This is a genomic window from Arthrobacter sp. Soil764 (genome assembly GCF_001428075.1).
Taxonomy (GTDB): domain Bacteria; phylum Actinomycetota; class Actinomycetes; order Actinomycetales; family Micrococcaceae; genus Arthrobacter.
Map to the genome: position 1 here is coordinate 184,643 of NZ_LMSI01000023.1, position 12,192 is coordinate 196,834.

The following is a 12,192-nucleotide window of genomic DNA, read 5'->3' on the forward strand; positions in this document are numbered from 1 at the left end:
TCTGCCTGAAGGGATCAAGGCCTGAAAGATCAAGGCCTGAAAGATCAGAGCCTGAACAGATCAAGCCGGTGCAGGCTGGCACTTCGGGCAGAAGTAGATGTCCCGTTCTTCCTCGCCGTTCGGTTTACCCAGAAGTCCGCGCTGGATGGGGGTGCCGCATTTCAGGCACGGTTGGCGCTCCCGGCCGTACACCCAGTACCCGGGCCTGCCCGCCATCCTGCCCACCGGCATGCCGCGTGCGTTGAGGATGGTCACGCGGGAACCAGGCCCTAGATTGACCTCCAACAGCTGTTTTGCGTCGGTCATCATGGTCCGCACGTCGGCGACCTCTGAAACAGGCGTGGCGGGGTGCACCGCGGACAGGAAGCAGGCCTCGCAACGGTAGATATTTCCGATGCCCGCGAGGTTCCGCTGGTCCAGAAGCGCAACTCCCACCGGCACCTCGGGGCGCGAGCGGATCCGGCGTTCCGCCTCGTCCAAGTCCCAGTCCGGGCCCAGGAGGTCCGGTCCGAGGAACCCCACGATGGAGTCCTCGTTGGACGTAGGCACCACTTCCACAATGCCCAGTGAGAAGCCGACGGCGTCGGCCGCGGCCGTGCGCAGCACGCACCGGGCAGTGAAACCCGGCTTCCGCCACCTTCCGCCGGGCGGATAGACCTGCCAGGCCCCTTCCATCTTCAGATGTGAGTGGATGGTCAGCCTCTTGTCCTCCGGGCTGACCACCCGCATCAGGAGGTGCTTGCCCCTGGGAACCACCTCCGCAACGGTCCAGCCGGCCAGGTTCAGCGTGGCGAACCGGGGCACCCGGAAATCGGATGCCAGCAATGTCTGTCCGGCCAGGGCCTCGTGCAGCTGGCGGGCTGCCCGCCAGACGGAATCGCCCTCAGGCACGGATCCTCAATCCCTTCGGGGTGGAATAGGCGCCGGCGCCGCTGAGCGCGGCGGCAACGGGGGTGTCCAGGATGCCGTGCCCGTTTACTTTCTCCATGATCAGCTTGTCCACGGCTCCGCGGGTTACAACACCCACCAGTGCCGCGCCCGCAGCCGCGAGGACGGCCTCGTCATCACTGAACGCCAGCAGTGTCTTTCCGCCCCGCTCCACATAGAGGACCAACGCACCGTCCACCAGGACAACCAGTGCACCCGCCTTCCTGCCGGGACGGTGGCCGGTGCCGGCGTCGTCCTGCAGTGCCGGCCAGGGGAGCGCCGTACCGTACGGGTTGGCAGGATCGGTGGCGGCGAGTGCCAGGGCAACAGGGTCCGCCTTGGCCAGTTGCGTGTCCTCAGAATAGGAGCGGAGCCGGTCTACTGTGGCGGGAACGGCGAACTGCGCGGCACCAAGGTGTTCGATGAAGTAACCCCGGCGGCAGCGGCCGGCCTCCTCCAGCCGGGCCAGCACCTTGTACATCAGGCCGAAACCGCCCAGGATCTGTTCCGCCATCACCGAGCCCCTGGTGACCACGCCGTAGCGGTCCAACAGGAGTTCCGCGGTGGCCCGGGCATGGATGGTGGCATCGAGTTCCGGCTCGGGGAGCGCTGACCAGCGGCCTGCGGCAGTGGGCGGGGTGGCGGCACCCTGCGGTCCGTACCGGCCCCCGGCCACTCCTGGAGACCCCATCAGGCCGGTGCCGTGGGAACGGCCAAGCCGGCTCAGCCGCGGCGCCCTGGTCCGCGGTGCCCGGGCCACCTGCCGGTGGGCCGTGTGGCCCCCGGCAATCAGGGCCCGGACCGGGGCGAATGTGTCACCGGTGATCCGGCCGGCCCAAGCGAGGTCCCACAGCGCAGCCACCACTTCCTGGTCACCCAGGACGGCATCCATGCCGCCCGCTACCTCGGTCAGCTGGCGGAAAAAATACCCGCCGCCGTTGTTGCGCAGGTGGTCCAGGAGCCGCTGGCCGGCGTCCCCCGGTTCGAACCCGGGCGCGGGGTTGAGCGTCAGTTCCACCGAATCCGCCAGGTGCAGGCTGATCCAGCCGTCGTTTCCCGGAAGTGCTCCGGCCCCGGACCAGAGCACTTCACCTGCGGCCATCAGTTCATCCAGCATGGCGGGCTGGTAGTTGGAGACCCGGGTGGCCAGGACCAGCGGCTCCCACGCCGAGGCAGGAACCGGCACCCCGGAGAGCTGGTCAATGGCGGTGATGATGCCGTCCAGGCCGCGCAGCGAAGGCTGGCCGCGGCCGCCCCCGGGAGTCCTGACATGCTGCCACGCCGGCAGGAAACGTCCGTAGGCGGCGGCATCCACGGGTTCCACTTCTGCCCGCAGCGCCGCCAGGGAACGACGGCGGAGCTTCCGCAGCACCTCGGCGTCGCACCATTCGCTGTCAACAATGTGCGGAACAGCCGAGGCAGGAGGGCCGGCTGCTGGTCCATCGGCTGGATGCGGTCCGCCCGGTTGTCCGGTGTCGAGCGAGGCGTCCCGCTTACCGTTGGAATCCGGCTCTGCGGCCTCCAGGGGTGCGGCCTCCGGCGGTGCGGCATGTGGCCGGAACTCACCCTCCACCACGCGTCCATCCGCTGCCAGGCGTTTCAGGGCCGTTCCCACCACAGCCACACCGAGGCCCAGCCGGGCGGCAGCCTCGGCTGCGGTGAAGGGACCATGTGTTCTGGCATACCGGGAAACGAGGTCGCCCAGGGGATCGGCCACAGGCTCGATGAAAGCCAGCGGAACTCCCATGGGCAACGGAACACCAATGGCGTCGCGGAGGCGTGCCGCGTCCTCCACCGCGGCGAAGCGTTCCACTCCGCCGATGTTGACCTTGATGGCACGGTTGGCGCGCTGAAGCACTGCCAGGTGCGCCGCCGCCTCTTCCACGGTGGCTGCAGCCGAGGCCGATGGGGTTTCGGCGGGCCCGCTTTCGTCGAACCCTGTTTCATTGGGCCCTGCGTCAGCGGGCACTGCCAACGCATCGCCGGCTTCATCAAGCCCAACCCCTGCGATGTTCTGCCCAGCTCCGGCGGCGTCCTGCCCACCCGGAGGGGCACCCTGTCCAGCCACAGCCGCACCCTGGAGCCGCGCCGCCGTCTCCTCGGGCGCGAGCGGACCCAGCAGCCGCAGGAGGTCGGCTACGCCTTCCATCCCCCGTGCCCGCCGGTCCGGCGCCAGGCGCTGCAGCTCGCGTTCGGTAGCCTCGATGACCTTGGCATCCAGGAGCTCGCGCAGCTCCACCCGGCCCAGCAACTCGTTCAGGAGGGTGGAGTCCAGGGCCAGGGCGGCGGCCCGCCGTTCCGCGAGCGGGGAGTCGCCCTCGTAGAGGAACTGCGCCACATAGCCGAAGAGGAGTGACTTGGCGAAGGGCGAAGGCTGCTGGGTGGTGGTCTGCACAATCCGCAGCTCCCGCCGTTCCACGGAAGCGGCAATGTCCTTCAACGCGGGCAGGTCGTAGACATCCTGCAGGCATTCGCGCACTGTTTCCAGCACGATGGGGAACGTGGGGTACTTCCTGGCCACATCCAGCAGCTGCGCCGACCGCTGGCGCTGCTGCCACAGTGGCTGCCGTTTGCCGGGGGTCTGGCGGGGCAGCAGGAGCGCGCGGGCAGCGCATTCCCGGAACCGCGAGGCGAACAGGGCGCTGCCGCCCACCTCGGCCGTGACGATCTGCTCGAGTTCCTCGGGATCGAAGAGGAACAGCTCGGCGCCGGGCGGCTCATCCTCCATCATGGGCACCCGCAGCACGATGCCGTCGTCGGCAGCCATGGCGGAGCCGTCCAGCCCGTAGCGCTGGTGCAGCCGTTGCCCCACGGCGAGGGCCCACGGCGCGTGCACCGGCATGCCGAAGGGACTGTGCAAAATGACCCGCCAGTCGCCCAGTTCATCATGGAACCGCTCCACCACCAGGGTGGTGTCACTGGGGACCACCTCCGTGGCCTGCTTCTGCTCGCTGAGGTACTGGATGAGGTTGTTCGCGGCAAATTCATCCAGACCGCTGGCTTTGCAGCGTTCGGTGGCAGGCCCGACGTCGGATGCGGACAGTTCACGCACGAAGGCGCCCAGGGCGCGGCCCAGGTCAACGGGCCGGCCCAGCGAATCGCCCTTCCAGAACGGCAGCTTTCCGGGCTGGCCGAACGCGGGGGAGACCAGGACGCGGTCGTGGGTAATGTCCTCGATCTTCCAGCTGGTGGCACCCAGGGCAAAGACGTCCCCCACCCGGGACTCGTAGACCATTTCTTCGTCCAGCTCGCCCACCCGCCGGCCGCCCTTTGGGGCGCGGGCCGGTTTGCCGTCATCCGAGGGGGAGGCGGAGCCCTCCTGTTCGGTGCCGATGATGTAGACGCCGAACAAGCCGCGGTCCGGGATGGTGCCGCCTGACGTGACGGCAAGGCGCTGGGCGCCAGGCCGGCCTTCGATGGTGCCGGCATTGCGGTCCCAGATGATCCTTGGCCGCAGTTCGGCAAACTCGTCTGACGGGTACCGCCCTGCCAGCAGGTCGAGGGTGGCCTCGAACGCTGACCGGGGGAGCGAGGCAAAAGGGGCCGAGCGCCGGACGGTGCTGAACCATTCCTCCACGTCGAGGCTGCCCAGGGCGGTTGCGGCGACGGTCTGCTGGGCCAGGATGTCCAGCGGGTTTGCCGGGATGCTGAGCCGTTCGATCTTGCCGTCCAGCATCCGTTCCACGGTGATGGCCGTGTGGACCAGGTCTGCCCGGTGCTTGGGGAACAGGACGCCCTGGGAAATCTCGCCCACCTGGTGCCCGGCGCGGCCCACCCGTTGCAGCCCACTGGCCACGGACGGCGGCGACTCCACCTGCACCACCAGGTCCACGGCACCCATGTCGATGCCCAGTTCCAGGGACGACGTGGCCACGACGCACCGCAGCCGCCCGGACTTGAGGTCGTCCTCGATGAGGGCCCGCTGGTCCTTGGACACAGAACCGTGGTGGGCGCGGGCCAGCACCGGGTCGGCGCCGGCCGAGCTCCCGGCCTGGGCCATCATGTGTGCAGGGGTGGCAGTGGAAGCGGGAATGCCCGACGGCGGTCCCCCCGGCGTACCGGCAGCACCCGCCTGCCCTTCCGGGCCGGGATCGTCCCAGCCGCCGCCCACGGCAACCAGTTGGCGTTCGGCATAGATCTCGTTGAGCCGGGCAGTAAGGCGTTCGGCAAGCCGCCGGGAGTTGGCGAAGACAATGGTGGACTGGTTGGCCAGCACCAGGTCCACGATCTTTTCCTCCACGTGCGGCCAGATGGAAGCCTGCGGCTGCAGCCCGGACGCCGGGCCGGAATCGAACGCCCCGGCCGCTCCCTGCAGGTCCGACATGTCCTCCACCGGCACCGAGACCGTGAGGTCCCAGTTCTTCCTGGCAGGCGGCGCCACGATCTCGACGGGGGCCGAACCGGCAAGGAACTGGGCCACGAGTTCCCGGGGCTCCACCGTGGCGGACAGCCCGATACGCTGCGCGGGTTTGGGCAGCAGCGCGTCCAGCCGCTCCAGGGACACGGCAAGGTGGGCCCCGCGCTTGGTCCCGGCCACGGCGTGGACTTCGTCAATGATGATGGTGTCCACCTCGGCAAGGGTTTCGCGGGCCTTCGAGGTGAGCATGAGGAACAGGGACTCGGGGGTGGTGATCAGGATGTCCGGCGGGTTGGCCAGAAGGGCGCGGCGGTCGCCCGCGGGAGTGTCCCCGGACCGGACCCCCACCGTGATCAGCGGCGCGGGAAGCTCCAGCCGCTTTGCCGTCTGGGTGATGCCGATCAGCGGGGAGCGCAGGTTCCGTTCCACGTCGACGCCCAAGGCCTTCAGGGGCGAAATGTAAAGGACACGGGTTTTGCGTTTGGGGGCCCGCGCCCGCTTGCCCTTTGCCGGCGATTCAGCGGCGGGGTCAGGGGCATGGTATGCCGAGACCAGGAGCCTGTCAAGGGCCCACAGGAAAGCCGCGAGCGTCTTTCCGGAACCGGTAGGGGCCACCACCAGCGCATGCGATCCCGAGGAGATGGCGTTCCAGGCGCCTGCCTGCGCAGGCGTGGGCTCCGAAAACGCGCCCAGGAACCAGTCCCTGGTGGGCCGGCTGAATTGGCCCATTGGGGCGGCCGCGGCGGAGGCACTGCTGCCGGCAGGACGCTGTTCCTGGTTCATGCCTCCATCATGCCCCAAGGCACTGACAGCGAACTCCCGATGGCCTGTTCACGCAGGCGGAGCCTCCGGCAGGTCCTTGGTGGCCGGGCCCTCAAGCAGCTTGCCCTGGCTGGTGAAGCGCGAGCCATGCAGGGGGCAGTCCCACGACTGTTCGTTGTCATTCCAGTGCAGGATGCCGCCCATGTGGGTGCAGACTGCCGAGAGCCGGCAGGTGGTTCCCGCCACGGTGGAGACCGCCACCGGCCGGTTGCCCTCGCGGTAGACCTTGCCCTGGCCTTCGGCGGGAATGGCGGACGGGCCGGCAGGGATTGCAGCAGGACCCGTGGCGTCGGGTGCCGCCGGGGCAGGCTCCGCCGCAACAGTGGAACCGCCCGCGCCCCGTTTCATGCCATCAAACTTCCGGCCCTCGGCGGTCACCTTCCCCCAGTCCGAAGCCAGCCGTGCAGCCACGCCGGCATTGAGGGCCACGGCGGACAACGCCCCTGCCGGTGAGGTGATGCGGTGGTGGATGGTGTCCGCCCAGGGCACCTGCCCGCCCAGGATGTCCGCGGATATCCCCAGCGCGGCGGCGACGGCATTGGTCATTCCCCACTTGTTGTAGCCCGTGCCGAAATAGATCTGGCCCTTGCCGCGCGGGAGTTTGCCGAAGAAGGGCATGAGGTTGGTGGGCATGTAATCCTGCGCGGACCACGTGTGCGTCGTGACTGCGCCGGGGTAATGCCCGCCCGCCCACTCGAGCAGGCCGGAAAGGTGCGCCTTTTCCGAATCCGTCCGCCCCACCTGATGCCCGTGTCCGCCAACGAGCAGCAGGTTCCTGCCGTCTACCGCGTAGTCGCGAAGTGAGTGGGTGGGCTGCTCAACGGAGATGTACATGCCCGGCGGGGGCGCCTGGTCCTCCTGCAGCTCAAGGGCCGCCGCATAGGAACGGCTTGGCTTCAGCTTGGCGAAATACAGGCCGCGGTCCAGGACGGGGATGCCCGTGGCCAGGACCACCTTGTCCGCCCTGACACTGCCGTGGTCGGTCTTGACCGCGGAGGGTGCATCGCCGGTCACGTCCCGGAGGCGCACGCCGCTGACGATATGGCCGCCACGGCTGCGGATGTCAGCCACCAGTGCGTCGATGACCTCCATGGGGTTGATCTGCGCCTGGTCCCTCAGCCGCACCGCCCCGTGGACAGGGAACGGCAGGCCGGCGTCCCGCACGTAATCCACGTCCAGCCCGGCGGTACTGGCGGCGCTCACCTCTTCGCGCAGCTTCTCGGTGCCTTGCGCAGACGAGGCGTAGGTGTAGGCGTCGCGGCGCTGGAAGGGCACGTTGTGTTCCTCCAGGTAGCGCAGCAGCCACGCCTGGCCTTCCCGGTTCCCGTCCACGTATGCCTGCACCTGCTTCTGTGAGTACTGGCGGGCGAGCTGGGACAGGAAGGTTCCCTGCAGCAGGGTTACCTTGGCGGTGGTGTTGCCGGTGGTCACGGCCCCGGGAAATCGGGCTTCCAGTACCAGGACGCTTTGCCCGGAGCGGGCCAGCAGCAGTGCGGTGACCAGTCCGGTGAGGCCGGCGCCCGCCACCACCGTGTCGTACCTGGTGTCCGGTTCGAACGGATCAGAACTGAAGGGATCCCTGCGGTCCAGCCAAATCGACGTCATGCCAGTCCAACCTGCCTCCGGTGCAAGGCCTTCGCAGGCCAGTTTGTGATGGGTCTGTTATCGACCCCTGCTATCCGCTGCGGATTTGCTAAGTATACTTACGATGTCGGGGGTTAAGTCCATGGTCGGGCACTATAGGTCACGCTTCACCCGGCAGCCAGAAGCACTCAACGACACAAGCAGGAGAAATCATGACAACCATGAATTCCGGCGGTCGCACTGTAGGCCGGACCAACATCCAAAAAGCCGCCCTTGCCGTAGGCGTGGTCTTCCTCCTGGTAGGGGTCCTGGGGTTCATCCCCGGCATCACTTCCAACTACGACTCCCTGGGGTTCGCGGGGCACGGATCCGGGGCAATGCTGCTGGGTCTCTTCCAGGTATCGATCCTGCACAACATCGTCCACCTGCTGTTCGGCGTCGCAGGCATTGCCATGGCCCGCAGCGTGCCCGGCTCGAAGAACTACCTGGTGGTGGGCGGCGCCATCTACCTGGTGCTGTGGCTCTACGGCCTGCTCATCGGCCAGGACACTGCTGCCAACTTCGTCCCGGTCAATACTGCGGACAACTGGCTGCACTTCGTCCTCGGTGTTGCCATGATCGGCCTGGGCGTGGCCCTGTCCCGCGGCACGGCACGAACCGGCCGCACCACCACCGCAACCCGCTAAGAACAAGAATGCGGTAACAACGTAAGGCCAGCCGGCGGAACAGGAACGTTCGACGGCGGCCCGGAAGTACGAAAGGCGGCCCGGCTTGATTGCCGGGCCGCCTTTGGCCGTTGAAGATCCCGTTGGGTCAGGCGGGCTGGAATGCGCCGATGCTGAGCAGGGTGATGTTTGCGTTGCTGCAGGCCCGGGTGGGCTGGGGGATGAACAGTGACTCGGTGTCCTCGGGCGGATAGACCCGGTATCCGGCCGCATCAACGAGGGAGCAGTCCATGTAGTTGCCTGCCTGGGTGTAGCGCAGCACCGCCGTGCCGGTCTGGCCCGGGGCCAGCAGGACGTCGACGACACCAGCGGAATCGTCCCGCGTTGCCGGTGCACCAATGGGGGCGCCGGCGGCCTCTGCCACCAGGGAGACGCCCGGGAAACCCCTGAGGATGCAGGGCTCGGAGCCCTTGTTGGTGAGGTTGAGCTTCATGTAGACACTGCCGGCAGCGCCGCCGCCGGAGGCGTCGGTGGCGGCGGTGAGCCCGGCCGCCTTGCACAAGGCGGGGGCACCGGCGGGGGTGGTGCCGGGAGCGGGGGAAGCAGGCGTCGACGTGGCCGGCGCCGAAGAGGCCGGAGGCGGCGTTGACGCGGTTGGCGACGAGGACTGGCTGGCCTGCCCGGTGGCGGGCGACGTCGTTGTCTGGGACTGCGGCTGGCTTGGACCGCACGCGGTGAGCAGCAGCGCTGCCGCTGCGGCCGCCGTCGTCATGGCAAACCCCTGGGAAATTTTCTGAGACCTCATGGCACCACCTTCGCCGTACCTGTTGCCCGCGTCAACGATGCCACCGGCAGTAGCCGCAATTTGATGCCCGGATCGTGATGATCCCGGCATCAAACATGCTCGCAATACCGCCTGCCCGGTCATTTCGCCGGCTGGCCTTCCCCCGGCCCTCAGTCCGTTTCCGGCCCGCTGCAGTAGGGGCAATCGTCCGGGCAGTCCGTCATGACGTTACCCCTGCCAGGTCGAAGCCGTCGGCGATGTGGAACAGCCGCCGGCCACCTGCCGGAGCGGTTACCCACACCACGTCGCCGTCGTCGGTCCGGGCATCCACCAGCCCGCTGAACGCGGTGTACCCATTGCTTCGGAGTTCCACTGTGTCGCCGATGTCGACGTTGTCCCAGCGGACGGGGCTTTTTACGCGGCTCGTCATTGAAGTCACGGTTCTTCCTGTGGGGAGAATGGGCCAGGCAACCACTGCCGCCCGGTAAATGCCATCAAACAGCCCGGCGAGGGTCCGGCTCAATGGAGGAATGGCCACCCGTTCCGGAGTTGCTTTGTGCAGCCCTCCAGCAGGGTCCTTGTGCCGGCGCGGAACGGCAGGGTTAGACTGCCTGCGTACGCATTGGCGATCAAAGGAGAAGTTCATGGACTACACCGGAAGCCAGTCGGAAAAGGCGGTTCCCGCCGGTGAACTGGGCCGCAGCCACATCGGGCAGACAATCAGCTTCCAGCCGAATGAGTTCACCGTCGTCTTCGGCAAGCTCGCCGGTATCGCGCGGACTGAGGCCATGGTCTACCTGTCCCTGACAGGGGTGGGAAACGGTACCCACCTGAAGGACGAGTACGACCTTCCGCTGACCCATGAGGTCTACGTGCCGGTGGACGTTATTTCCAACGCGGAATCCACCATCAAGGACCTGTTCGGGAAGGTCCAGGAGAACCTCCGCGGGGCCGGCCACAAGGCCGGCGAGGACCGGACGGACCGGCTCTAACCCGCACCGAACCTTAGTGACGTGGACGACGGCGGGAGGTCCCGCCGTCGCCCACGTCACCTGTGTTCCGGGCCAGCCGCCAGGCCCGGCGGGCGCTGGTCCTAGTACGCTTTGACCCGCTGCTCCACCACGAGGTGGATGAGCGCGAACACGCCGTCCCGGTCGATCGCTGCCAGTGCGGCATCCAGTGCGGCCGGGACGTCCCGGTCCTCGGTCACCGTGACCCCGAACCCTCCGAAAGCCCTGGCCATCAGCGCAAAATCGGGGTTCTTCAGCTGGGTGCCGGACACACGCTGGGGGTAGTGCCGCTCCTGGTGCGTGCGGATGGTGCCGTATTCCTGGTTGTCCATGACCACCACCAGCGGGGTGGCACCATACTGGGCAGCCGTCGCCAGTTCCTGCCCGTTCATCAGGAACTCGCCGTCCCCGGCAATGGTGACCACGCGCCGTCGGGGTTCTGCCAGGGACGCGGCGATGGCCGAAGGAACGGAATAGCCCATTGAACCGTTGCGCGCGCTGATCATGGACGCGTAACGGCGGGTGGGGAAGTACCGGTGCGCCCAGTTGGTGTGCTCACCTGCACCGAAGGTCACCATTGCGTCCTCCGGCAGCCGGGGGACGAGGTTGGCCATCAGGGTGTCCATCCGGGCCTGTCCTGCCGCGGGGGCAGCAGGTGGCAGCGCGGCAAAGCCCTCCTGCTCGGCGCGCATCCGGCCCGTCCAGGCTTTCCACTCGTCCTTCACGGGCAGGCTGATATCCGCCAGGCCGCGCACGAACGCCTCCGGCTTGGCCAGGATCTGCCGCGACACCGGACCTGACCTTCCGCGCAGTGACGGGTCCACCGTGACCAGGAAATTCTCCTTGTTCCAGTCCTGGCGGCAGACGAAACCGTCCGTAATGACGTCCCCCGGCACCGTTCCCACGAAGACCAGGAGGTCGGTCTCCTCCAGCAGGTCATAGGTGGGGCGGGGACGGCCGTAGCCGATGGGGCCGACGTAGGAGGGCGAGTCGAAGGGCACCGTACCCTGCGTCCGCCACTCCGCCGCCGCCGGGATGTGGTGCCGTTCCAGCCATTCGGTGAGCTGGTCCGCTGCCTCCTGGGTCCAGTCATTGCCGCCCGTGACGAAAAGGGGCTTGCTCGATTCAGCCAGCGCCGCTTCCAGCGCTGCTGCGTCCGTGCTGGCCATGCCGCCGCCGGCAACCGGGATCGCAGGGTGCAGCGCGGGGCTGACCTGCTGCCGGATGATGTCCTCGGGCAGGCCCACCACCACCGGTCCGGGCCGCCCGCTCATGGCCGCAAACATCGCTTCCGCCACGATCTCGGACGCCCGCTCCGGGTGGTCAAGGACCATCACCCGCTTGGCGCCGGTGTCGAACCAGGACTTGATGTCGAATTCCTGGAAGGCCTCACGGTCCCGGTGGGCAAACGGGATCAGTCCCACGAACAGCAGCATCGGGGTGGAATCCTGCCAGGCGGTGTGCAGCCCCACGTGTGCGTTGGCGGCACCGGGCCCCCGGGTCACCATCGCCACCCCGGGACGCTGGTTCAGCTTCCCGTCGGCCTCCGCCATGTAGGCGGAGCCGCCTTCGTGGCGGCAGACGATGGTTTCGATCGTCGAGGTGTGCAGGCCGTCCAGCACGTCCAGGAAGCTCTCGCCGGGAACCACGTAGGTGCGTTCCACGCCGTGCGCCACCAGCGAATCAACGATCACGTGCCCCGCGGATTTCAGGGCGGGCACCGCGGCGTCCTGGTGAGGGACGACGGCGGCGGGCGGGGTAGGGGAGGAGGTCAGGGTGGACTGCGGCTCTGGTGTCATGTTCTTTCTTTAGCTCGGAGGGTGGCGGAAGTGCCGGGGTCAGGAAATGGGCGTGCGGTTGGCGATGACCGGGGAGGTTCCGGTGTAGCCGTCGCGGGTTTCGGCGATTTGGCGGATGCGTTGGCGGCAGGCGTACCAGCCGATGACCATGAGGATGGAGGCGATGGCGGTGACGAGCATGGTCAGGGGTGAGTCGATGAAGACCATGATGAGGACGCTGATGAGGAAGAGCAGGGAGAGGTAG

At 67.8% G+C, this 12,192-nt stretch carries 8 protein-coding genes and 1 pseudogene; 2 read left to right on the plus strand and 7 right to left on the minus strand.

Translation table 11 applies throughout. The features are described from left to right. Window positions 1–60: 60 nt before the first annotated feature. The 3 genes from ASG86_RS17675 to ASG86_RS17685 are packed head-to-tail and all read right to left on the minus strand — an operon-like array spanning window position 61 to window position 7,711. Window positions 61–891 (minus strand): Fpg/Nei family DNA glycosylase, encoded by an 831-nt coding sequence (locus ASG86_RS17675; RefSeq protein ID WP_056337427.1) that lies wholly within the window; start codon window positions 889–891, stop codon window positions 61–63. Beyond that, window positions 884–6,067: an Lhr family ATP-dependent helicase gene (locus ASG86_RS17680; RefSeq protein ID WP_056337430.1), complete on the minus strand. Its 5,184-nt coding sequence runs from the start codon at window positions 6,065–6,067 to the stop codon at window positions 884–886. Before ASG86_RS17680 ends, ASG86_RS17675 begins: the two co-directional genes overlap by 8 nt. 48 nt (window positions 6,068–6,115) lie before the next feature. Continuing rightward, a complete protein-coding gene (locus ASG86_RS17685; RefSeq protein ID WP_056337433.1) occupies window positions 6,116–7,711 on the minus strand; it encodes an FAD-dependent oxidoreductase in 1,596 nt (531 codons plus the stop codon). Window positions 7,712–7,902: 191 nt separating this feature from the next. On the opposite strand from ASG86_RS17685, the gene ASG86_RS17690 reads away from it, so the two are divergent. Continuing rightward, window positions 7,903–8,376 (plus strand): DUF4383 domain-containing protein, encoded by a 474-nt coding sequence (locus ASG86_RS17690; RefSeq protein ID WP_156386217.1) that lies wholly within the window; start codon window positions 7,903–7,905, stop codon window positions 8,374–8,376. A gap of 127 nt (window positions 8,377–8,503) precedes the next feature. Here ASG86_RS17690 and ASG86_RS20820 read toward each other — a convergent pair whose 3' ends face one another. Together ASG86_RS20820 and ASG86_RS17705 are read right to left on the minus strand one after the other, a co-directional pair. Next, window positions 8,504–9,160, minus strand: a complete 657-nt coding sequence (locus ASG86_RS20820; RefSeq protein ID WP_200946286.1) for a DUF4232 domain-containing protein — start codon at window positions 9,158–9,160, stop codon at window positions 8,504–8,506. 199 nt (window positions 9,161–9,359) lie between these two features. Next, window positions 9,360–9,569, minus strand: a complete 210-nt coding sequence (locus tag ASG86_RS17705) for a hypothetical protein (protein WP_056337442.1) — start codon at window positions 9,567–9,569, stop codon at window positions 9,360–9,362. 214 nt (window positions 9,570–9,783) lie between these two features. Here ASG86_RS17705 and ASG86_RS17710 point away from each other — a divergent pair, with 214 nt between their 5' ends. Further along, on the plus strand, window positions 9,784–10,131 hold the full coding sequence (locus tag ASG86_RS17710; protein ID WP_056337445.1) for a hypothetical protein: 348 nt from the start codon (window positions 9,784–9,786) through the stop codon (window positions 10,129–10,131). Window positions 10,132–10,232: 101 nt separating this feature from the next. Here the strand turns inward: ASG86_RS17710 and ASG86_RS17715 are convergent, their stop codons facing one another. Both ASG86_RS17715 and ASG86_RS20680 read right to left on the minus strand, forming a co-directional pair. Next, entirely contained in the window at window positions 10,233–11,948 is a 1,716-nt protein-coding gene (locus tag ASG86_RS17715) for a thiamine pyrophosphate-dependent enzyme (protein WP_056337449.1), read from the minus strand. A gap of 39 nt (window positions 11,949–11,987) precedes the next feature. Next, window positions 11,988–12,192: pseudogene (locus tag ASG86_RS20680) on the minus strand (amino acid permease); the annotation flags it as partial.